The 21067-nt window shown below is 45.4% G+C and carries 21 protein-coding genes; 14 read left to right on the top strand and 7 right to left on the bottom strand.

The window, feature by feature from the left end:
* Positions 1-31 precede the first annotated feature (31 nt).
* The 4 genes from AC58QM_RS26900 (at position 32) to AC58QM_RS26885 (ending at position 5264) form a co-directional block, all read left to right on the top strand.
* Positions 32-1459, top strand: coding sequence for an ABC transporter substrate-binding protein (locus tag AC58QM_RS26900; protein ID WP_497287869.1), 1428 nt, complete (start codon positions 32-34; stop codon positions 1457-1459).
* Positions 1460-1543: 84 nt separating this feature from the next.
* Positions 1544-2458: a carbohydrate ABC transporter permease gene (locus AC58QM_RS26895; RefSeq protein WP_497287868.1), complete on the top strand. Its 915-nt coding sequence runs from the start codon at positions 1544-1546 to the stop codon at positions 2456-2458.
* Complete coding sequence (locus AC58QM_RS26890; protein WP_497287867.1) at positions 2455-3336, top strand: carbohydrate ABC transporter permease; 882 nt, start codon at positions 2455-2457, stop codon at positions 3334-3336. Before AC58QM_RS26895 ends, AC58QM_RS26890 begins: the two co-directional genes overlap by 4 nt.
* A gap of 110 nt (positions 3337-3446) precedes the next feature.
* Positions 3447-5264, top strand: coding sequence for a cache domain-containing sensor histidine kinase (locus tag AC58QM_RS26885; RefSeq protein WP_497287866.1), 1818 nt, complete (start codon positions 3447-3449; stop codon positions 5262-5264).
* An 11-nt stretch (positions 5265-5275) separates the two neighbouring features.
* Here AC58QM_RS26885 and AC58QM_RS26880 read toward each other — a convergent pair whose 3' ends face one another.
* Positions 5276-6142: an AraC family transcriptional regulator gene (locus tag AC58QM_RS26880; RefSeq protein ID WP_497287865.1), complete on the bottom strand. Its 867-nt coding sequence runs from the start codon at positions 6140-6142 to the stop codon at positions 5276-5278.
* 128 nt (positions 6143-6270) lie between these two features.
* Between AC58QM_RS26880 and AC58QM_RS26875 the strand changes: the two genes are divergently transcribed.
* Positions 6271-7773 (top strand): L-fucose/L-arabinose isomerase family protein, encoded by a 1503-nt coding sequence (locus tag AC58QM_RS26875; RefSeq protein ID WP_497287864.1) that lies wholly within the window; start codon positions 6271-6273, stop codon positions 7771-7773.
* Between the two features lie 440 nt (positions 7774-8213).
* Here AC58QM_RS26875 and AC58QM_RS26870 read toward each other — a convergent pair whose 3' ends face one another.
* Positions 8214-8408, bottom strand: coding sequence for a hypothetical protein (locus AC58QM_RS26870; RefSeq protein ID WP_497287863.1), 195 nt, complete (start codon positions 8406-8408; stop codon positions 8214-8216).
* Between the two features lie 112 nt (positions 8409-8520).
* Positions 8521-9390, bottom strand: a complete 870-nt coding sequence (locus AC58QM_RS26865; RefSeq protein ID WP_497287967.1) for a helix-turn-helix transcriptional regulator — start codon at positions 9388-9390, stop codon at positions 8521-8523.
* Between the two features lie 308 nt (positions 9391-9698).
* Between AC58QM_RS26865 and AC58QM_RS26860 the strand changes: the two genes are divergently transcribed.
* The 7 genes from AC58QM_RS26860 to AC58QM_RS26830 all read left to right on the top strand — a co-directional run bounded on the left by AC58QM_RS26860 (position 9699) and on the right by AC58QM_RS26830 (position 16289).
* Positions 9699-10901 (top strand): LLM class flavin-dependent oxidoreductase, encoded by a 1203-nt coding sequence (locus tag AC58QM_RS26860; protein WP_497287862.1) that lies wholly within the window; start codon positions 9699-9701, stop codon positions 10899-10901.
* Between the two features lie 21 nt (positions 10902-10922).
* Positions 10923-12221, top strand: a complete 1299-nt coding sequence (locus AC58QM_RS26855) for an ABC transporter substrate-binding protein (RefSeq protein WP_497287861.1) — start codon at positions 10923-10925, stop codon at positions 12219-12221.
* A gap of 1 nt (position 12222) precedes the next feature.
* Positions 12223-13098, top strand: a complete 876-nt coding sequence (locus tag AC58QM_RS26850) for a carbohydrate ABC transporter permease (protein ID WP_497287860.1) — start codon at positions 12223-12225, stop codon at positions 13096-13098.
* A 22-nt stretch (positions 13099-13120) separates the two neighbouring features.
* Complete coding sequence (locus AC58QM_RS26845) at positions 13121-13936, top strand: carbohydrate ABC transporter permease (protein ID WP_497287859.1); 816 nt, start codon at positions 13121-13123, stop codon at positions 13934-13936.
* Between the two features lie 91 nt (positions 13937-14027).
* Complete coding sequence (locus AC58QM_RS26840) at positions 14028-15029, top strand: LLM class flavin-dependent oxidoreductase (protein WP_497287858.1); 1002 nt, start codon at positions 14028-14030, stop codon at positions 15027-15029.
* Between the two features lie 383 nt (positions 15030-15412).
* A complete protein-coding gene (locus tag AC58QM_RS26835) occupies positions 15413-15628 on the top strand; it encodes a hypothetical protein (protein WP_497287857.1) in 216 nt (71 codons plus the stop codon).
* Between the two features lie 187 nt (positions 15629-15815).
* Positions 15816-16289, top strand: coding sequence for a GlcG/HbpS family heme-binding protein (locus AC58QM_RS26830; RefSeq protein WP_497287856.1), 474 nt, complete (start codon positions 15816-15818; stop codon positions 16287-16289).
* A 103-nt stretch (positions 16290-16392) separates the two neighbouring features.
* Here AC58QM_RS26830 and AC58QM_RS26825 read toward each other — a convergent pair whose 3' ends face one another.
* From AC58QM_RS26825 to kduI, 4 genes are read right to left on the bottom strand one after another with little or no spacing between them, the layout of a single operon-like run.
* Entirely contained in the window at positions 16393-17226 is an 834-nt protein-coding gene (locus tag AC58QM_RS26825) for a sugar phosphate isomerase/epimerase family protein (RefSeq protein ID WP_497287855.1), read from the bottom strand.
* Positions 17227-17979, bottom strand: coding sequence for a 2-dehydro-3-deoxy-D-gluconate 5-dehydrogenase KduD (gene kduD / locus AC58QM_RS26820; RefSeq protein ID WP_497287854.1), 753 nt, complete (start codon positions 17977-17979; stop codon positions 17227-17229). It abuts the gene before it with no gap.
* Positions 17980-18033: 54 nt separating this feature from the next.
* Positions 18034-18789 carry a DeoR/GlpR family DNA-binding transcription regulator gene (locus tag AC58QM_RS26815; RefSeq protein WP_310226784.1) on the bottom strand — a complete coding sequence of 252 codons (756 nt, stop codon included), beginning with the start codon at positions 18787-18789 and terminating at the stop codon, positions 18034-18036.
* A 34-nt stretch (positions 18790-18823) separates the two neighbouring features.
* Positions 18824-19657 carry a 5-dehydro-4-deoxy-D-glucuronate isomerase gene (gene kduI, locus AC58QM_RS26810; protein WP_497287853.1) on the bottom strand — a complete coding sequence of 278 codons (834 nt, stop codon included), beginning with the start codon at positions 19655-19657 and terminating at the stop codon, positions 18824-18826.
* 207 nt (positions 19658-19864) lie between these two features.
* Between kduI and AC58QM_RS26805 the strand changes: the two genes are divergently transcribed.
* Positions 19865-20029 carry a hypothetical protein gene (locus AC58QM_RS26805; protein WP_497287852.1) on the top strand — a complete coding sequence of 55 codons (165 nt, stop codon included), beginning with the start codon at positions 19865-19867 and terminating at the stop codon, positions 20027-20029.
* Between the two features lie 122 nt (positions 20030-20151).
* Positions 20152-21060 (top strand): helix-turn-helix domain-containing protein, encoded by a 909-nt coding sequence (locus AC58QM_RS26800; protein WP_497287966.1) that lies wholly within the window; start codon positions 20152-20154, stop codon positions 21058-21060.
* The last annotated feature ends 7 nt before the right edge of the window (positions 21061-21067 follow it).

The following is a 21067-nucleotide window of genomic DNA, read 5'->3' as shown; positions in this document are numbered from 1 at the left end:
AGTGAGAAGCGATTCGAAAGGGGAACCAAACATGAAAGTTAAGAAAGCGTCTACAATGAGTGCGATTGCGTTAACGGTTTTGATAGCGGGGTGTAGTTCAAGCAATGGAACAACGAGCACAGCGACACCTGCTCCAGCGGCGAAAGAATCCACACCAGCAGCTGCTACAGCCACGCCTGCTCCTAAGAAAGTGACAATCACAGCTCAAAGCTTTAAAGCCGACCAAAAGGAAAAAAATGATCAATTAGATCAACGTATTGCGCGATTTAAAACGAAATTCCCTAACGCTGATTTCAAAAAAGATGACTGGCAGTACAATCCGCTCGAGATTGGGATCAAAATGGCTTCGAACAGTGCGCCAACCGAGTATACAACGTATGCTACGGAAGGCAAAGTGCTTGTAGATAAGAAATGGGTTGCAGATATTACCGATTCCATGAGCACTTGGGCGCATGCCAAGGATATGAATGATCTGCTTTCCAAGCCGTTTGTTGTGAATGGCAAAACCTACGGCGTACCGATTGATGGATACGTCATGACGATCACATTGAATAAGAAGTTGTTCAAAGAGAAAGGTGTAGACCTTCCTCCAATGGATTGGACGTGGGAGGATCTGCTGGTTGCCGCTCGTAAAATCAATGATCCCGCGAAAGGGATTGCAGGCTTTATTCCTATGGGCAAAGGACCGGAAGCAGGATGGAACTGGACGAATTTCCTTTATGCTGCCGGTGGCGATGTTCAGAAGCTAGAAAACGGCAAAGTCGTTGGCGTATTCAATTCAGAAGCTGGTTTGCAAGCGCTTGAATTTTACAAAAAGCTGAAGGATGAGAACCTGATCCCGCAGAACTGGGCGCTTGGCTATGGCGATGCTCTAAATGCATTTGCACAAGGCCGTGGCGCGATGGTTATGTGTGGCAGCGGTAACGCAGCAGATACAGCGATTAATGAAGGCGGAATTAGCAAGGATGATCTCGTTGTGTATCCAATGCCTTCCTTTACAAAAGGTGGTAAGCATACGGGCGTACTTGGCGGAAACTACCGTGTTATCAATCCGAAGAGCGATAAAGATCAACAAGAAATGGCATTCAAATGGATTACAGATGAGTACTTCACAGACGATTTCTTGAACTCCACGAAGAAAGAAATCGAAGATCGTAAAGGCAAAAACCGAGTATATATTCCACAACCGATCAACTACTGGAAAGATTCCTCTGATTTCGGCAAAAAGTACACGGATCTCTTGACGAAGTATGATAACGTGTTCAAATACGATCCGCAACTGCTTGCTCTATGGGACGGCAAACCAGAAGCTCAATACGAAGCTCAAAAATACTACACAGAAATGGCGAATGTCATTCAAAAAGTATTTACAACGAAAGATGTGGATTTGAAAAAAGCGCTGTCTGAAGCCGCGACCAAAGTGCAAACGGAAACGTTTGACAAAGTGAAGGTCGAATAGGTAAGCCTAACTTACTTCTACCTGCGGCCGCTTAATCTGGAGTGGCTGCGGGTAGGAGTTTTCTCACTAGAAGGAGTGTTTAGGATGGATGCAGAGCTAAATTCACAGCCTATCGTAGCAACAAATCGGGTATCGAAGAAGAAAATGAACTGGTATTTATGGGGTACATTGTTTATTTTACCGGAAGTCGTGTTATTCATCATCTTTCTCTGGGTGCCTATTTTTAAAGGGATTTTCTATAGCTTCTACAACATCGATTTTGTTGATGGTAATCAATTTACTGGGTTAGCAAATTATGTGAGTATTCTGAAGGACGATCTGCTTTGGATTTCAATTAAGAATACCTTGATCTATATGGTTTTAGGCATCATTCTTGGCTTCTGGATCCCACCTCTAGTGGCCATTGCGGTTTCTGAACTTCGTCGGTTTCAAGGGGCAGCTCGCATTATCAGCTATTTACCAAGTGCGGTACCCGCCATTGTTTTGTATGGCATGTGGATGTGGTTCTTTGATGCCGTAGGTCCGATTAACAGTCTATTAGCAAAAATAGGGATTGACCAGGTCTCCTTTTTCAGTCCGAAATTAGCGATGGCGTCCATTGTTATTCTAGAAACCTGGCAAAGCTTTGGGGCAGCTACCTTAATCTATATTGCCGCAATCGTCGGGATTCCGAAGGATTTGTATGAAGCCGCTGAGATCGATGGCGCTAGTGTGTGGCAGCGGGTTCGCTATATTATTTTGCCTAGTATCCGAACATTAATGGGACTCCTGCTCGTGCTCCAACTGATCACGACCTCTCAAGGCTTCCAAGCGCAATTATCGATGACCGACGGTGGCCCCAATAACGCAACGCTTACGTACTTACTATGGCTTAACCACACGGCGTTCCGCGACCTCGAATTCGGTAAAGCGAGTGCCATGGGTAGCTTAATGTTCTTTGTACTCATTGGAATGACTATCCTTTACAACGTCATGCAGCGTAGGAGTGAGAAAGCATGAAGCAGGGCGAAAGAGGATTAATTTCCCAGCATGATTTTAAAAAAGGTTCCGTCAAATTCGGCTACACACTTATGGTTCTGCTTATCCTCGGGATTGCGGTTACGACCATTTATCCGTTTTTGAATACGTTTTTCGGCTCACTGAAAACGCGGGAAGAGTTTTTCACCTTTCCACCAACCTTTTTCCCCAAGCATTGGATCTGGAAAAATTACGACGATGCTTTCAATAGCTTCGACCTTCCTTTATTGACGTTTTTGAAAAATACGATTTTTATTTATATAGGAAATGTCGTGTGTTCCTTGTTATTTATCGGGTTAGCTGCCTACGCTTTATCCCATTTGAAAGTCCCGTTCAAGCGATGGGTAACCCTTTTCTTTTTCTCCACATTGTTGATTCCGCCAGCAACGTACATCGTACCTAACTTTTTGAATTTGAAAAGCTTAGGCATGATCAATACCTATTGGGCATTCTGGTTGCCAGCGGCGGCTAATGCATACTTCATGCTGCTGCTCAAAAATTTCTTCGATGGTATTCACAAAGAGGTGCTGGAGGCTGCGCGTATCGATGGAGCAAGTGAATTCAAATCCTTCACTCGAATTGCAATTCCGCTGTCTATGCCTATCATTGGTACGTTGCTTATTCTGTCGTTCTCGACGACGTGGAATGATTTCTACTGGCCGAGCATTGTGATGACGGATAAAAGCATGTACCCACTGGCCACAGGTATATATCGTTATGTAGTGTACTCGAATTCGGTTATCCCATGGAGTGTGCGCTTCGCGGTGTTGACTATGGCTATGCTGCCGCCAGTGCTCTTCTTCCTGATTTTCCAGAAATTTATGATTCGGGGTTTATCGGTGTCCAGTGTAAAAGGTTGAGGGGAAAACGCCCGTCAGAATGCGAATTCTGAAGGCGTTTTCTTGTTGCTTAAAGGAGAATCCTTCAAGCTTAGCGAACGTACTGATAGCCTACATGTAGAGGGCTGGTAATGGCAGCCTGGCGGAAAGCTTTTGGAAAGGATGAGACGCACGTTATGCGCAAAATGCTGCAAAATATGAAGTTGATGAAAAAACTAATTTTACTGTTGATCGTCTTCGTTGTGATTCCGACGCTCGTCTTGGATCTGGTTGTCGCGAAGAAGTTAGAATCCATTACAGAGGAGCAAGTTGGGACTGCCCTTCTTCAATTAGTGCGAGGAAGTCATTTGACATTGGATCGGGAAAGCAGCGATTTTGAAGAAAAAACAGAAAAAATCATGATATCCCAAGAAATTCAACAATTAGTCAGTGTTCCCTCATCTTCGGAATATGAGCGTTTTGAAATCTTCAAAGCGTTAGATAAATATTTGAACAATTACTCTACGAATGCTGTGCGGTACTCATTGTTTTTCTCAGACAAGGATAAATTGTATTCGTTTGTCCCAAATTCAGACTTGTTGAATAATGGGGTGTTTTACTCGACGGATATGACGGATCTTTCATGGTATAAAGCGGTTAGCCAAGCGAAAGGAAAGGGAATTATTCGCGTAATTGATAAATTTGGGCACAACCCGAACAATATGCAAACCGTTGCCTACCTGAGGCAATTAAACAGTATTTATAATGGTGAAACCGTGATTGGCTATTTAGTTGTATCGGGTATTGAGACGCCGCTACAGATGGATTTTGTTCCTTTTGATAAATATAAAGATGCGCAAATTTTATTGCTAGACCCGGATAATACTGTATTGGCGACGAATACGGAAGCTTTTGGCATCGGCTCGAAGATTGGCATACCCGAGGGGAAAGAAGAAGGGGTTTATAAGCAATTAGAAAATGGTGAGGAGATTATGTCGGTCATTCACACGAGCGAGATTACGGCTACCAAGCTGCTCATGCGAGTGCCAGTAGAGTCGATTATTATCGATCATATTTCGGTCCAGCGACTTGTAGATTGGATTATGTTGATTTATTTCTTGATATTGATTTTAGCGAGTATGTACTTTATACAATCGATATTAAAGCCGATCTCTCGACTTGCGCGCATCACGAATTCGTATCACCCCGGCAAACCTTTGGCCATTACCATGCATGCGGAAAGTAAAAATGAGATCGTGCTGCTTAGCAATCATTTCATCCGTATGACGAATCGTTTGAATCAGACGATTTATGATCAATATGAACTGGAATTAAAGCATAAGGAAGTCGAATTGTCGATATTGCATACACAAATCAACCCACATCTCCTGTATAACACGTTGGAGTCGGTTTATTGGCATACGCTAATGGAAGGAGCGGCTGAATCGGCTGAAATGATTAAGGATTTATCGCTCATTATGCGAATTGGCTTGAGTAAAGGCAAACTGCTCATTCCCGTGATGGAAGAAATTAATCATGCAGAGGCCTATATAAGACTCCAGCTATTCCGCTATGAGTATGCGTTCAAGGCGCATTGGGACATTGATGAGGAAGCCAAGCGCTTCCTTATGCCAAAGGTGATTTTGCAGCCGATTATCGAAAATGCCATCCTTCATGGGATCAAGAATATGAGCCATGACGGGGAACTATGGATCAAGGTGAAGCATACGGATGGTAAAATCATCATTAGTGTAGAGGATAATGGCTATCGCGCAGCGGATATTGCCATGCTGAATGCGATTTTGAAAGGGAAAGAAAACAATAAAGGATTTGGCATTATTAATGTTCAAAAGCGGATCCAGCTGCATTTTGGGGAAGGCTTTGGCCTGCAGTATGCGTTGCGGGAGGAACAGGGCGTGCGAGCTTGGATTGAGATACCGGCTGTAAGTGATGAGACGGATTGGAAGTAAGGGATACCCCCTTAACGGGGGCGTTGCCATTTCTTGCGATAGACCAACGGCGTGTCGCCAGTGCGGTCTTTGAACAGATTAATGAAGTGACTGACGTTGTCGATGCCCACTGCGGCTGCAATCTCTGAGACTGGCATGTCGGAATATTTCAAACGCTCTTTCGCATGCGTCATTCGGATGCCGATCAGGTATTCATGTGGGGAGAAGCCGGTATACTGTTTAAAACGTTTGGCCATATGATATTTGCTGATGGCGTGTTCGTGTGCAAGCTCATCTAGGGAAATGGACTCTATGAATCTGAGCTCAAGTGTTTGGCATATCGCATCGATGTAATCAGGCTTGTCCGACTTGGACAAGCTTATTTGTTGTGCGGAAAGGACGATCTCAGTTAGCAGCTCAACGAGCAGCTTGGAAATAAGGAGTTCCGTTGCGGCGCTTCTTTGTTGTTGGACCTGCAGCGACTGACGTATCAAGCTTGATATGTTTGAATCGTTAGGTAATTGAAGAACGGGCTCGTGTGTGGCTGTATACTGCTCATAATAGGCGGCTGTAGAGCTGCCGTGCAGATGGACCCAAAGCAGCTCGAGTGGCTCCTGCGGATTGGCGGCGTAGTGATGATAGTAATCACAATGGATGAAAAATAACTGATGGGCATTTAAAGGATAGCTTTTATTTAGAAAAGTTAACTGCCCACTGCCTTTTAATATGTAGACAATCAAATAGGAATTAAGTCCTTCTCGTTCTGTGAAATAGCCAGGAAGGGTATGAAAATGGCCGATTTCTTGTATGTAAAATAGGTTCGCCTTCGCAAATGAGGAGGGGCTGGCAATGAATCGAATCGAGTCGTCCGACCATGCGGTTGTGTAATTTTCTTTCATCAAGGCGTACCTTTCTTGAATAGCAAGATTCTATTATTTTAAAACAAGATCCTTGGATGTTATCTATATTGTAAGCCATTACAATAGTTATATAAAGTTATTATTAATAATTGAATGGAGATGCATATATGTCAATTTATCCTGTGATAAAAGCAAGCCCCAAGCCGCGAATTGGCTTGTACTCCGTTGGACTTCGTGCGTATTGGGAGCAGTTCCCGGGCTTGAAAGAGCGATTAGAAGAGTACGGGCGATTCATAGAGAACCGAATGTCTGCTTGGGCAGAAGTGTATTACTATGGTCTTGTCGATACCGAAGGGGAAGGACGGAAGGCAGGGGAATGGCTGAATGAGCGTCAGGTGGATCTTGTTTTTTGCCACGCGGCAACCTATTCTACGAGCTCAACCGTGCTGCCAGTCCACCAAATTTGTCAAGCGCCTGTCGTGTTTCTTAACTTGCAGCCAACAGCGAGACTGAATTATGAACAATCGACAACTGGGGAATGGTTAGCGCATTGTGGCGCTTGCCCAGTACCTGAGTTTGCCAATGTGTTCAACCGAGCGGGCATCCCGTTCCGGGTAGTGAATGGCATGTTGGGACTGGATTATACGCCAGCGATCTCGCTAACCGATGAGGTGACTCATGAGCGTCGTGAAGCGCTGCGCGCGTGGAAAGAAATCGAAGGATGGGTCCGGGCAGCGGGTGTACCGAGGGCATTACAGCATAGCCGGTTTGGTTTTTTAGGTAATACCTATAGCGGAATGCTTGATATGTATAGTGATTTTACGATGCTTTCCGCACAAACAGGACTTCATGTGGAAGTGCTTGAAATGTGTGATCTTGACCGTATGCTGCGTGAAGTGACCGCTCAGGATGTGAAGCAGAAGCTGGATGAACTGCATGAGATGTTCCAGATTAGCGGCGACTCACCTTCGGATCCGATTGCAAAAAAACCGACCGAAGAGCAGCTGGAATGGTCCTGTCGGGTAGCTGCGGCGCAAGAGAAACTGGTGCGCGCTTATGATTTAGACGCCTTGTCGTACTATTACCACGGCGCGCCTGGTGGTGAATACGAGAAGCTGCAAGGCGGCTTCATTGTGGGGCACTCGCTGCTAACAGCGCGTGGCATTCCTTGCTCCGGCGAAGGAGACCTGAAGACGGCTGTCGCGATGAAAATCAGCGATATTCTCGGCGTCGGCGGCTCCTTCTCGGAAATCGTCGTCGTGGATTATATCGACGAGACGATTTTGCTCGGCCATGACGGGCCGTTCCACATCGCGATTTCCGAAGGAAAGCCGATTTTGCGCGGCATGGGGCTGTATCACGGCAAGCAGGGCACTGGCGTGTCCGTCGAAGCGAAAGTGAAGACGGGTGCGATCACGACGCTGAACGTGACGCAGACCGGCGATGGCAAGCTGAAGCTGATATCCAGCGAAGGCGAATCCACGAACGGGCCAATTATGAAAATCGGTAACACACAGACCCCGGTGAAGTTCCGTGAGCACCCCGATCAGTACATGTCACGTTGGTTTGCGGAAGCGCCGACGCATCACTGTGCTTTGTCAATTGGACACAATGCATCCCAATTTCAAAAGGTCGCAGAGCTGATGAAGCTAAAGCATGTGATTCTGTAGCTCCCACCCAACAGAGGCAAAGAGAGTGGAGTTAGTCGACGAAACCGACTAACTCCCACCCAACAGAGCAAAGAGAGTGAAGTTAGTCGACAAAACCGACTTACTCCCACCCAACAGAGCAAAGAGATTGGAGTTAGTCAGCGAAACCAACTAACTCCCACCCGACAGAAGCCAAGCGAGTGGAGTTAGTCGACAAAACCGACTAACTCGCACCCAACAGTGGCCTAGCGAGTGAAGTTAGTCGAGAAAACCGACTAACTCCCACACCAAACAAAAAACGCAACCGTCCTTATAGGACAGTTGCGTTTTTTGCATCCGCGTTCTTATCGCCACAGCGGTAACCAGCATGCCTTGTCAAACTAGTGGAGTGCTAGCGTTATTGTTGCCGTAAATAAGTCCAATTTGTTCGTATATCCACATGCGTGGAAACGCGTCAAAAGTTAATTTTGCGGAATGGAGGTCAGATCTTCGGATGAATCAGTCGTTTCCTGCACATCGATATAATGATCGATCGAATCTAGAATTTGACTAAGCGGCGACTGAGCAAAAATAATGCGATCCGCGTGAATAGCGTTATAGGTGCTGTCATCTTTGTTAATTTTGAATCCTCTATAATTCTCGTAAATGGTTTTCATAGCAATCTCTCCCTCACTAGGATGTATATAATAAAATAACATCAAATGGATAAGTTTGGTAGAGGTGTAAAATAAGAGATTCTGTCATTTTGTGACTATTAATAATAAATTTTTATGTCGTACCCTTGTGATTGATGCGATAAAGGGTTGGTGCAAGGCCGAGCTGCTTTTTGAATGCTTTCGAAAAGCTAAATAAATCAGGATAACCTACCGAATTAGCAATTTCCGTCAGTGTGTATCCGGTTTGCGTCAAAAGATGCTTGGCTTCCTTCATTTTCAAATCCTGAATGTACTGCATGGGAGGAACGCCAAAAGCTTTGCTGAACTGCTTCGTAAAATGAGTTCGTTCCACACCGACATAGGTCGAGACGCTCTCTACAGTAATGCCTTCCGCATAATGAATTTGAATGTAATCTAGACCTTGCTGAAGCCAGGAGAGCATTCTCTGATCATAAACTGAAGCGGGCTTAAATGTTGCGCAAACCGCATCGAATATGCGAAATAAGTGCATTAAACGTAGCAAATCACTGACGTGACGATCTCCTTCACGAACAAGATTCATGAAATCCCACATTAGCTTTTTCGTTTCTTCCGTAAGTACATTGTTTCGATAAGGTGTTTGTGGGCCAAGCCCTATACGCTCTAAGAGTTGAAGTGCTTGTTTACCGTCAAATGCAACGAATATCTTTTGAAGCAGATGATCTTCTTCGGTGAAATATTCATGAGTTATGCCTGGTAAAAGACAAAACACATCATTTTTGCCTAAACGATAGGTGACATTATTTTGCGTGAACGTCCCCGTGCCCTCAAGCACAAATATCAAATAATAATAGGGAGTTGTTCGTGGACCGATGTGATAATTCGTCTTAGCCATATTTGCACCAAGTCGAATAGGCCACACATTTCCTGATTTCTCGAAGTCGGACGGAGTGAAATAATGAATTTCCAAGAATTCGTGATGGTCTTCACGCATATCTTTCATCAAACGAAACAACTCATTTTCACATCCTTTTTTCTTCATCATAATGCGGAATAGGGATAATAACAATCATTTATTCCATGTATCACCCACAAAATGACAAATGAAAAATAACACGAAATGACATTGACCCTAGGCAGTAACCGCTGATATGATACTAATACATTCTATTCCTACCTATTTTGTTGGATATAGATCCTATCTACCGGATAACTGGAGAAAGCAATGAGCGCTCATTGCACATAAATAAGCGTACATGTAAACAAGCAAAGCAATGGCACAAACACATCAAGTCGACAGGAGAGCCTGAGATGACACAACATAATGAAATAGAATTTGGTTGGTTTCTACCAACCTCTGGAGATGGCAAGTATGTAGGGGTTGCGCCAGAGAGAGAGGCGACATTACCGTATCTGGTTCAAGTGGCACAAACAGCGGAGCGTGCAGGGTTTGAATTTGTTCTCATTCCTACGGGAGGTGCCTGCTTGGATGCCTGGGTTGTAGGATCTGCCATCATGAGTCATACGACAACCTTACGTCCGCTAGTTGCGGTTCGACCAGGCCTCGTAGCTCCCGTATTAGCAGCCCGAATGGGGGCTGCATTGGATGTGTTATCCGGAGGCCGCGCGATGATTAACGTCGTAACCGGCAGCTCTATACAGGATTTAGAAGAGCTAGGCGATCCGCTGGCACATGCACACGATGCGCGATATGAGCGAGCAAGAGAGTATGTCGAAGTTATGCAGCAGGCATGGACAGAGACAGATGTGTTATCGGCGTCCGAATTTACTGACAAGGCGCAAGTTGCTGAGTCAGCTAAAGAGCAGAAGCTCTATCAAGGGAAGTACTACCAATTCAATCGACCAGTAAGCTCGCCACTGACAGTTCAGAAACCACATCCACCCTTTTATCTTGGCGGAAGTTCACCTGTTGCGAAACGTTTAGCTGTTGAATGTGCGGACACGTATCTCATGTGGGGCGAACCTCATGATTGGATTCGTGAGCAAATGGTCGAAATCGAAACAATTCGCCGTGAATACCGCGAAGAAACAGGGATTGACCGGCCGCTGCGTTACGGTTTACGGGCTCAAGTGCTAATTCGAGATACCGAAGAAGAAGCTTGGGCAGCGGCATGGGAGAGCATTTCGAAAGTTTCCCCAGAAGCGATTGAGCAAGCGCAGCGGGCGTTTGCCAAAACGGATGCTACCAATCAGCAGCGGCAGAATGATCTTCGCGAGCAGTCCAAGAATCAACAATTTGTTGTAGGTCCGAATTTGTGGACAGGATTATCCCTTGTTCGCTCAGGTGGAGCTATTCTAATTGTCGGTACAGCTGATCAAGTTTCAGATCGTTTGATCGAATATGCCGAGTTAGGCATTTCATCTTTTATTTTGTCGGGTTACCCCCATCTGGAAGAAGCAGAGAACTTCGGCCAAGCGGCACTACCTCTTTTCAGAGCGAAATGGCAGCAAAAGCTTGACTTACAAAAAGTGCAAACTACCACTAATTTCTAAATTTTCAGGAGGTCTTTATTGATGCGTAAATCTAAATTAAGATACAGTTTCCTCGTTGCTTCACTCTCTATTCTGTCATTTTTAACAGCTTGCGGATCATCGTCAAGCACGGGGGCGAGTCCAGCGGCTTCGGCGGCCTCAACAGCTGCAGCAACGGCTTCCTCCAAGCCAGTTACGATCTCCTTTCTACACTGGCGTGGGGAGGACGTCAACTCGCTTAACGGCATTATTGCGAAATTCCAAGCGGAGAATCCGAATATCAAAGTAGAGATGCAAACTATGCCATCCGAGCAATATCAATCGACTGCACAAGCGAAACTAGGGGATGGCTCTGTAGGTGATGTATTCACTTCATTCCCTGGAGCACAGTTTGAGGCATTGGCTAAAGCTGGTATATTCTCTGATCTATCCGGTGAAAAGTTTCTGAGCAATTTCAATGACACACTCATTCAAGTTGGCAAAAAAGACGGCAAACAGGTAGCTGTTCCTTACCAGCTTGTGTACAACGATCCGATTTATAACGTGAAACTGTTTCAAAAGTTCAATCTAACGCCACCGAAGGATTGGGCGGGCTTCTTGGCTCTATGCGAAACGTTGAAAAAGAATGGTATCATCCCAATTGCGTTTGCTGGAGCTGATATTGGTCCAGGGCAATTCATGAACACGATGGTGATGAATAATCAACCGAGTGCTGATATTTTCACGAAAGTGGAAGCGGGCCAAGCGAAATTAACCGATGAATTCTGGGTAAAAACCTTGACACAATTCAAAGAGTTGAATGACAAAGGCTACTTGCAACAAGATGCGCTTGGTACAAAGGATGCAGCTGCCGGTGCGTTGTTCATTCAAGAAAAAGCTGCGATTCTTGCCAGCGGCTCCTATCAATTGGCTCAAAATAAAAAGCAAAATCCAAACCTTGAGCAAAAGCTATTAGCTCCGATTACCGTCGCAGCGGATCAAGCGAAATTCGAAGGCGTACACACGAGTACATTTATGTTAGCGGTGAACAGCAAATCGAAGCACCCTGCAGAGGCGAAGAAATTCATTGAGTTTTTGAGCAAAAAAGAGATTGCAGCAACCTACGCTAACGAAACAGGGCAGAACGTAACGGTGAAAGACGTGCAATATACGACTCCTGAATTACAAGTTGCAACAGAATGGTCAACCAAGAAAACATTGTTCCAACCGCGCTTCAGCATCACCAATGCGGATAATCAAAAAGCGGTCACAAACTCCATTCAAGCCGTGCTGAGCGGTAAATCGCCACAAGATGCAGCGAAAGAAGCGCAAGCGATTATCGATCAGCATCTCGTGAAATAAGATGAGTCATAATCGATCCGTCTTATGGTTGTTCCTTCTGCCAGGTACGCTGCTTTATCTAGCCCTGTTCATGGCACCGACACTATACGGATTGTTTTATTCCTTCACTGACTGGGACGGCATCTCGCCGTCCTATCAGCTTGTTGGTCTGAACAATTACGCCAAAACTTTGCATAATATCGTGTTCCAAAAAGCGTTATGGAATAACACGAAGTTCATGCTTGCGGTTGTGATTGCACAGACTGTGCTTTCACTTGGGCTTGCATTGCTATTAGTAAAAAATACGAAGATTCACGTATTCCTGCGCGCGCTTTACTTTTTCCCGACGATCCTGTCCTCTGTTGCAGTAGGATTGATCTGGTCGTTTATGTATGATCCATCACTTGGACTTATCAATTCCTTATTGAAGGAATTGGGTCTGGGCGCTTACGGTCAGAATTGGATAGGCGGGGTGAAAATTGCGCTATTTTCCATAGCTGGGGTGCAAGTTTGGGCCCATGCTGGGCAAATGATGATTGTGTTTGTAGCGGGACTCCATGCCATCCCAGAAGAATTGTACGAAGCTGCGAAAATAGATGGAGGCAACAAATTCCAGGTGTTTCGCAAGGTGACATGGCCGCTTCTAGCGCCTTCAGCAACCATAGTTATTGCATATACAACGATTCAATCGTTCAAAGCATTTGATCTCATCTTTACAATGACAGACGGTGGACCTAATTATGCAACTGAAATTTTGACCACTTATATTTATCACACCGCTTTTGCAAACTATTCGTTCGGAATGGCTTCTGCGGGTTCTGTTTTATTTCTAATCTTGTTATCTGTGTTAACGATTCTGCAGTTTAAGGCGCTGCGAGCGGATCGTGTTTCCTACTAAATCCAATGAGGTACTAGCAACTATGGGGATGAAATGGTTCGGTCGCGTAATCTTACTGCTATATGCAGTGTTGATCACAGCACCTTTATATTTTGTAGTCGTCTCTTCTTTCAAAACGACACAGCGCTTCTTTGCCTCGCCCCTCGGCTGGCCGAAGCCCTTCACGTTCGGAAACTTTAGCGGCATTTTCAAAGGGCAAACGATGTGGAAATATTTCTTAAATAGTGTAGAGGTGACCCTTAGTACGGTTGTTCTCGAACTCGCACTTGGAAGTTTGATTGCGTACGCTCTTCTTCGCTTTGGGGGGAAGCTTGCTAAAATCATCTTTGGCTTGTTTATTGCGGGGCTCATCGTTCCATCTCAAGTTAATATGCTGCCGATATACTCCCTGACGCATAAGCTGGGCTGGTCCGATCATTTATACGGGTTAGTACTTGTATCCGTTGCCTTGCTCATGCCATTGACCGTTTTCATGCTGAAGGGCTTTATGCAGGTGCTGAACAAAGAAATTTTGGAAGCAGGGAGTATAGATGGGGCTAGTGAGTGGAAACTATATTCACGTATCGCTTTGCCCTTATCTGCACCTTCCTTAGCAGCAACGGCAACGTTTCTCTTCGTGATGGTATGGAATGATTTGTTGATCCCCATGCTGCTTATTAATAGCAAGTCCAAATTAACGCTCCCTCTAGCAATGCTTCAGTTCCGAGGGGAATATGTGACCGACTATCCTATGCTGCTTACAGGAGTTGTCATTACGGCCGTGCCGATGGTTATGATGTTCTTATTCTTACAGCGTTATTTCGTAGCAGGTGTTATGGCAGGATCTTTGAAGGGTTAAAAGGTAGTCGTTGATTGCAGTCGTGAAAGGTCACGGCTGTTTTTGGCATTCTGTTCTTTTTTGTGTTACAGTTAAGGAGAGGTGATTACTTGTGTTGAAATTAAGTATTTTGGATCAGTCACAAATTGGTGAAGGTCGCAATGCAGCACAAACGTTAGCTGAAACGACCGAACTTGCCCAGGAAGCGGATCGTATAGGTTACAGCCGTTTCTGGGTATCTGAACATCACGCATCACAAGCGCTAGCGCACTCAAGTCCTGAGGTGTTGATCGCGCATTTGGCTGCCAAAACAGAGCGAATTCGACTAGGCTCAGGCGGTATTATGATGCCACATTATAGCGCATATAAAGTTGCTGAAAATTTCCGATTGCTAGAGGCGCTTCATCCTGGACGTATCGATGTTGGGCTAGGCCGTGCACCAGGGGGCATGCCCATATCCACGCGTGCTTTGCAAGAAGGCAAATATACAGGTGTTGACCAATACCCCCAGCAAATCGCTGATTTGACGGGTTATTTATATGATTCACTACCAGCGGGGCATAGGTTCGCGGCGCTGCATGCGTCCCCGATAATTCCAACAGCGCCGGAAATTTGGCTGCTTGGCTCCTCCTATGACAGCGCAAGAATTGCTGCTGATCAGGGGGCTGCTTTTGGCTTCGCACAATTTTTCGGGAATGCGGATTGTGAGCAGGCGCTGCGTATTTATCGCGAGCATTTCACGCCATCGATCTTGAATGAGAAGCCTCACTCCTTAGCAGCGGTGCTAGTCATCTGCGCGGATACAGAGGAAGAAGCGAATCAACTGGCGCTTAGCACGGACTTATTCTTCTTGTCCTTAGGACGTGGGATGTTGCTGCCATCGTTCCCGTCAGTGAATACGGCGCTCAATTACCCGTATACGGAGAATGACTATGCTATGATTCGCAATGGTCGCCATAAACGAATTGTAGGTACACCGAGCCAGGTAAAAGAACAGATTTTGAAGCTGAACGAGGCTTACCAAGCGGATGAAATCATGGTCGTGTCGCCGATTCATAACATCGAAGCGCGATTACATTCGTATCGTTTGCTTGCGAAGGCTTTTGATCTGTAGAGGTAACCACGAGTCGTACTGACAACCTTATACTCACTCGCAACATCATTAACTGTATAAAGTACAGCTAATTTCGCTCGATTTACTTGGAAATGCGGAATAACTGGATTTCATGTAGCTAATTTTAACGATTTAGTTGGATTGTAGCTAGAACGTGGGAATTAACTGTATAATTTACATTTATTTGCTTAAACTCGAGGATTTGCGCGAAATTAACAGCGTATTTTCCAGTTATTTTGCTAGGAGTCATAGAAGGTAGGATGTATTGGAATTATTTCTTGGAGAATGGAGAAAGGTAGCTTATTTACGCTATTCTGAAAACCAGCATTTGCGTTTTTTGGTAACTGCCATTACACTTAAACAAAAAACGGTGGAGTGGTGGCATGAGCAAGAATCGCGTATGGAACAAGGGAAAACGGAATGGTGGAGGCGGACCTGCGCCAGGCACAGGGTATAAAGAGAAGCTTGCAGCAGAGCAACCTTTTCAAGCGGAAGTCGTTGATCTTTCAAATCCAATTAATCAAGTGAAGCGCATGAGCCGCGAGAACTGGGTAGAACGTCCAACTCGACCAGCTCGAGCGCAACAGCCGAATAAGTAACAATGACCACCAAGCCTAACAAATCTCTTTCCAGGGGATTGTCTAGGCTTTTTTTTTACGCCAAAATTCTCGTTAGCTAGTCACTCATGCGACTTTTTTCGCCTTAAACGCCATATAAATGGAAAAAGTGCCGAAGGTGAGGGTTATGTACCAAGCGGATAAGGTTCGACGAAGGAGGCCATGCATCATGAGATCCGTCTTGAAGCTAGAAATCGAGGAAGCGAAGGTGATGATTGCTGCTGGTATTCAAGCTGCAGAGGAGGCTCAGGCGGCAGAAACGATCTGCATCGTCGACGACGGCGGTTATTTGTTAGCCTTAGAGCGAATGAATGGGGCACGCAACACGAGTCCTGAGCTGGCGATGGCAAAAGCTTTTACGGCAAGCGGACATAGACGTTCGACGCATCTGTTTAATCAGCCTGGCGGCCCAGCGACGATCCATGGGGAAGCATTTGGGATTCACGCCATGATGCCGGGGAAGTTTGCCATTTTTGTAGGTGGATTCCCCATCGTGGTTAACGGTCAAGTCATTGGCGGGGTTGGTGTAAGTGGAGGGGCTGGTGAGGAGGATATTGCCGTTGGTGTGGCGACCTTGAAGGCGCTGCAGCAGCACTTAGGTGAGCAATTCAAAGTTCTAACCAATCCAGATATTAAGAAATGAGAAAAAGCTTTTCTATCGTGGTTCTTCGAGGATGAGCGGCCGTGTTGTAAATCGCAAATAAGAAAACCCCGACACCTCTCCATAGAGGAATCGGGGTTCTTTATCAAAGCAAGCTTCTAACGTACGAGAATGCTTCTTCAATCGTATGATCTTGGAGTCGCTCTAACGAAATATCGACACCAGGCTTATGTGAGTGAAGCTTTGCCAAGAAGGAGGCTGTCTCGAAAATGCCTTTTCCGGACTCAATTTCATTCTTTTGGCCATTGTTCACGACATAATCTTTCAAATGAGTCAGCACAATTCGGTTTCCAAACGTTGCGAAGGCATGATCCAAGAAAGCTTCTTGATCTCGTGGCTCAACCACCGTCGGTGGAATGAGATTAACTGGATCGAATACGACACCTAACGTGCTGGAAGGCACTTCTTCCAGGATGCGGGCCATTTTCTCAGTGCTAGACAATGTATGAGTGAAAACCGGCTCTAATCCGATATGAACGCCCCATCGCTCAGCTTCTTCAGCTAATTCCTCGACGGTCTGTCTAAGGATACCCCATCCTTTGGCCTCATAGCCGTTAGCATCTTCCGCAAGATACGTTGTTAGATCACCTGTTTCCGTTGCCACGATGGACGTTCCGAAATCACGGGCGTACCGCAAATGCTCCTTGAATCGATCGATTTCATAACGACGCTGCTGCGGATCAGGATGAATCGGATTAATGTAGCATCCGAGCACGCCAATTCGCACGCCTGCGCGATGAAATTGCTCGCCAATATGATTGGCAAGTGCCGGGCTTAATTTGCCGAGGCTTAAATCATAGTCGCTAATCGCTTTACTGAGCGCTAATTGAACAAAGTCGATGCCTCGTCCGCTTAACTTCGCGGTCAATTCCTTCAAGGGCAGATGGCCGACGGTATGAGCGAGTGTCCCGATGCCCATCTATCTAGCCATCCATCCGCCGTCCACGCAAAGAACGTGTCCGTTCATGTAATCAGAAGCGCTTGAGGACAAGAAGACAACCGGTCCTTTCAAATCTTCAGGTGAACCCCAACGTCCTGCTGGGATACGCTCAGTAATGGAAGCTGTACGTTTCTCATCTTTGAGAATTGGTGCTGTGTTATTCGTCGTCATATAGCCTGGGGCGATGGCATTGATTTGGATGCCTTTTCCAGCCCACTCGTTCGCTAATGCTTTCGTGACACCAGCAATCGCGTGCTTACTTGCCGTGTATCCTGGCACGTTAATGCCACCTTGATACGTCAACATGGAAGCAATATTCACGATTTTACCGCTGCCGCGCTCGATCATATGACGACCAATTAGCTGGCAAAGGAAGAAAGCCGAGTTCAAGTTCAGGTCAATTACATCGTGCCAATCTTGACGCGCGTGATCAACCGCTGGAGTACGACGGATAATACCGGCATTATTAACGAGAATATCGACACCGCCATAAATACCAATCGCTCTAGCGACGACATCTTCAAGAATATCTTCATTGCTTAAATCAGCCGCGATAAGCTCTGCTTTACCGCCTAATGCGCGAATCGTTTCAACAGTTTGAACGCTTTCAGAAGAAGATACCGCGATTACGTTCGCGCCAGCCTCAGCAAGTCCGATCGCCATAGCTTGGCCTAGGCCGCCTGAAGCACCTGTAACGAATGCTGTTTTGCCTGATAGATTAAAAAGTGTCATGACGTACTCCTTTTCCATAATAGAAAGTATAGGTTTCAACTTTGCAACTTGCGCTTACAGTGTTTCGATCTGTATGCCTGTTTCGCGGAACTGCGACGCCGTTTCCTCCGATAAGCCGCTATCGGTCAAGATCATAGCCACTTCAGATAGAGATGCGAAGGTTCGCAAAGCACATTGTCCGAATTTGAAGTGATCAATCACCCCATAAACAGTCGCACTGGAGCTGATGAGAGCACGCTTATATTCAACAAGATCATTCGTGTAAATGGTAAAGCCGTGCTGTAAATGCACACCAGTCGCAGAAATGAACGATTTCTGAATGTTAAGACCACGCACATACTCTACAGCTTCTGGGCCAGCAAGCATATTGCGCAGACGATAGCCGCCTGGAACGACTAGCCGAATTTCATCCTTATGGACAAGTTCGGAGATGATATATAAATCGTTAGTTACAACCGTAAGCGGCTGATTATCCAGCCGCCTAGCGATTTCAAGCGTTGTAGATCCGCCATCCAGTGCGATGATATCGCGTGGCTGGATGTATCGGAGAGCGAGGGACGCAATCTCCGATTTTTTATCTGCATGCTTGATATTCGGTTCTTTCGCAGAGAGAATGCCTAACTGATCGCTTTGAGCTAGCATGGCACCGCCATGAATGCGGATTAGCAGCCCTTTTTCTTCCAGTTTGGCTAGATCTTCACGAATGGTCTTTCCTGTTACTTCTAGACGTTCACTCAACTCATTCACAGTGACTTCTTTCTGAGCGAGTAAAACTTCCATAATCGTTTCATATCTGCGTAAAGGATTCATCGGGTTTCATCCGTTCTTATAATGGGATTACCGATTATTTTAGATCTTGCATAGCAACTGCGTCCATATCGTTGAACATTTGATTCTCGCCAGCCATACCCCAAATGAATGTGTAGTTGTTCGTGCCAACACCGCTGTGAATGGACCAGCTTGGTGAGATGACAGCTTGCTCATTACGCATTACAACGTGACGTGTTTGTTGCGGTTCACCCATCATGTGGAAGACAACTGCATCTTCTGGCATGTCAAAATAGAAATAAACCTCGGAACGACGGTTGTGCGTATGCGTTGGCATCGTATTCCACATGTTGCCTGGTTTCAATAATGTCATACCCATAACAAGTTGACAGCTTTGAATGCCATCCAAGTGGATGTATTTATAAATCGTACGCTCATTGGAAGTATTGATGCTGCCTAGGTGAGCAGGCGTTGCTTCGCTAATCGCTACTTTCACAGTTGGGTACGTTGTGTGAGCTGGTGTGGAATTGAAGTAGAATTTCGCTGGGTTCGCAGCATCATCGCTTGCGAAGGAAATTTCTTTGGAACCAAGACCGATGTAGATACAATCTTTGGAATCCATTGTGTACGCTGTACCATCGACAGTGATTGTGCCTCTAGCTCCTACGTTGATGATACCGATTTCGCGGCGCTCTAGGAAGTAATCAGCAGCCATTTCTTTGCGATCAGCTTCTAATTGAAGTGTTTCTGTCGTTGGCAGAACGCCGCCAATAATGAAACGGTCAACGTGTGAGTAAACTAACGTTACTTGGTTTTCTTTAAATAGGGATTGAATTTGAAACTCAGCTTGCAGGCGTTCAGTATCAAATTGTTTAACTTCATTCGGGTGGGAGGCATAGCGAATATCCATGGTTTAATCTCTCCTTAGAGTTGGTTTATTTGTGTTGATATACGTTCATATAGGTTTAATTTACTTCATATCGACGATTTAGGCAAGGAGATCTTCTGCGCATTTTCGGAAATTTGGAAAGATGTGAATAAAGTAAGCGGAATGTGTACAAAACAAGCAAACGAGCGATGTTAATTATGAGAATAGGAAATAAGGAGGCGCATGTGTATGGACAAAAGTCATTATTTTGATCGTGTATGTAATGATACAATTCCAACCCTACCTGAGGAAGAAGATACAACTCCGACAGACATGTTAAGTGAAGCAGTAGAAGAAATAATGGATAATATAAGTCACCCATTTTCAAATGATGAGTACACGGATCGAGACTAAGTCAAACATGATCAACGACTATAGGAATAGCAGTAGTGGAATCCCTTCTGGATGAAGGGATTTTCTTTTTGTTGAGAGGGGAGTAGAATGACCTTAAGAAAGGTTGGAAAGGAGCTCTGATGATGCAATCGACCCGTCTGTTTCCAGCTTTATTGACGGATTTTCCCTGCCATCCGCAGGTGCTAGCCTACTATTTTAAACAATGGCAAGGCTTTCATATGCCCTTTCATCGACATGATGCGACGGAGATTATGTATACGATACATGGCTTTTGTGATGTCGAGATTCAGCTCTCAGCTACGCGGACTGACAGGGTGAGATTGAAAAAGGGTGAATTCATTTTACTGGACGCCAATGTCGCTCACCGACTTATCGTGGAGGATGAAGAGCCGTGTCGCATGCTGAATGTGGAGTTTCGTTTTACCAGACATCAAGGTGTGATGCCTTCACTTCAACAGCTTGCCGCCGAAGAAAAGCAATTATCCTCTTTATTGGAGGTTCAGACGGCTTATTTAGTGCTTCGTGATCCGGATGAAGTCTATCATGTGATGAAGAGTTTGGTACTAGAGTTAGATAAGCCAGCTGGCAAAAGTGAGACGATGATTCAATTATTAATAGCGCAGCTCCTGATCCGCATTGCTCGGTTAAGCCGCGAAACGGTGAATAGCTCTTTGGTTCAAAGCGAGTGGTATGTAAAGCAAAGCATGGATTATATGCACCAGAATTACGATCGCGAGATTCAAGTGAAAGATATTGCAGGTGCTGTGAATCTGCACCCAGGCTATTTACAGCGAATATTCAAAGCAGTGACTGACCAAACGCTAATGGCCTATTTAACGGAGATTCGTATGGAAAAAGCACAAATGCTGCTGCTTGAAACCGACATCCCAATTGCAGATATCTCGGACTATATCGGAGTGGGCAGCAGGCAGTATTTTCATTTGTTATTTAAAGCACATACGAAGATGACACCGACGGAATTTCGAAAATCGATGAATAAACATCAAATCGCCTATCCTGAAGGAAGTTAGAATTTTT

The sequence above is a fragment of the Paenibacillus sp. J22P165 genome, from assembly GCF_059692015.1.
The sequence above is the reverse complement of the archived record's forward strand: the minus strand, read 5'-3'. Positions and strand labels throughout refer to the sequence as shown.

What these genes read in the sequence shown, in the direction of transcription:
- AC58QM_RS26900 (WP_497287869.1), top strand. Translation starts at nt 32, where the DNA reads ATGAAAGTTAAGAAAGCGTCTACAATGAGTGCGATTGCGTTAACGGTT.
- AC58QM_RS26895 (WP_497287868.1), top strand. Translation starts at nt 1,544, where the DNA reads ATGGATGCAGAGCTAAATTCACAGCCTATCGTAGCAACAAATCGGGTA.
- AC58QM_RS26890 (WP_497287867.1), top strand. Translation starts at nt 2,455, where the DNA reads ATGAAGCAGGGCGAAAGAGGATTAATTTCCCAGCATGATTTTAAAAAA.
- AC58QM_RS26885 (WP_497287866.1), top strand. Translation starts at nt 3,447, where the DNA reads ATGGCAGCCTGGCGGAAAGCTTTTGGAAAGGATGAGACGCACGTTATG.
- AC58QM_RS26880 (WP_497287865.1), bottom strand. Translation starts at nt 6,142, where the DNA reads ATGAAAGAAAATTACACAACCGCATGGTCGGACGACTCGATTCGATTC.
- AC58QM_RS26875 (WP_497287864.1), top strand. Translation starts at nt 6,271, where the DNA reads ATGTCAATTTATCCTGTGATAAAAGCAAGCCCCAAGCCGCGAATTGGC.
- AC58QM_RS26870 (WP_497287863.1), bottom strand. Translation starts at nt 8,408, where the DNA reads ATGAAAACCATTTACGAGAATTATAGAGGATTCAAAATTAACAAAGAT.
- AC58QM_RS26865 (WP_497287967.1), bottom strand. Translation starts at nt 9,390, where the DNA reads ATGAAAGATATGCGTGAAGACCATCACGAATTCTTGGAAATTCATTAT.
- AC58QM_RS26860 (WP_497287862.1), top strand. Translation starts at nt 9,699, where the DNA reads ATGACACAACATAATGAAATAGAATTTGGTTGGTTTCTACCAACCTCT.
- AC58QM_RS26855 (WP_497287861.1), top strand. Translation starts at nt 10,923, where the DNA reads ATGCGTAAATCTAAATTAAGATACAGTTTCCTCGTTGCTTCACTCTCT.
- AC58QM_RS26850 (WP_497287860.1), top strand. Translation starts at nt 12,223, where the DNA reads ATGAGTCATAATCGATCCGTCTTATGGTTGTTCCTTCTGCCAGGTACG.
- AC58QM_RS26845 (WP_497287859.1), top strand. Translation starts at nt 13,121, where the DNA reads ATGGGGATGAAATGGTTCGGTCGCGTAATCTTACTGCTATATGCAGTG.
- AC58QM_RS26835 (WP_497287857.1), top strand. Translation starts at nt 15,413, where the DNA reads ATGAGCAAGAATCGCGTATGGAACAAGGGAAAACGGAATGGTGGAGGC.
- AC58QM_RS26830 (WP_497287856.1), top strand. Translation starts at nt 15,816, where the DNA reads ATGAGATCCGTCTTGAAGCTAGAAATCGAGGAAGCGAAGGTGATGATT.
- AC58QM_RS26825 (WP_497287855.1), bottom strand. Translation starts at nt 17,226, where the DNA reads ATGGGCATCGGGACACTCGCTCATACCGTCGGCCATCTGCCCTTGAAG.
- kduD (WP_497287854.1), bottom strand. Translation starts at nt 17,979, where the DNA reads ATGACACTTTTTAATCTATCAGGCAAAACAGCATTCGTTACAGGTGCT.
- AC58QM_RS26815 (WP_310226784.1), bottom strand. Translation starts at nt 18,789, where the DNA reads ATGAATCCTTTACGCAGATATGAAACGATTATGGAAGTTTTACTCGCT.
- kduI (WP_497287853.1), bottom strand. Translation starts at nt 19,657, where the DNA reads ATGGATATTCGCTATGCCTCCCACCCGAATGAAGTTAAACAATTTGAT.
- AC58QM_RS26805 (WP_497287852.1), top strand. Translation starts at nt 19,865, where the DNA reads ATGGACAAAAGTCATTATTTTGATCGTGTATGTAATGATACAATTCCA.
- AC58QM_RS26800 (WP_497287966.1), top strand. Translation starts at nt 20,152, where the DNA reads ATGCAATCGACCCGTCTGTTTCCAGCTTTATTGACGGATTTTCCCTGC.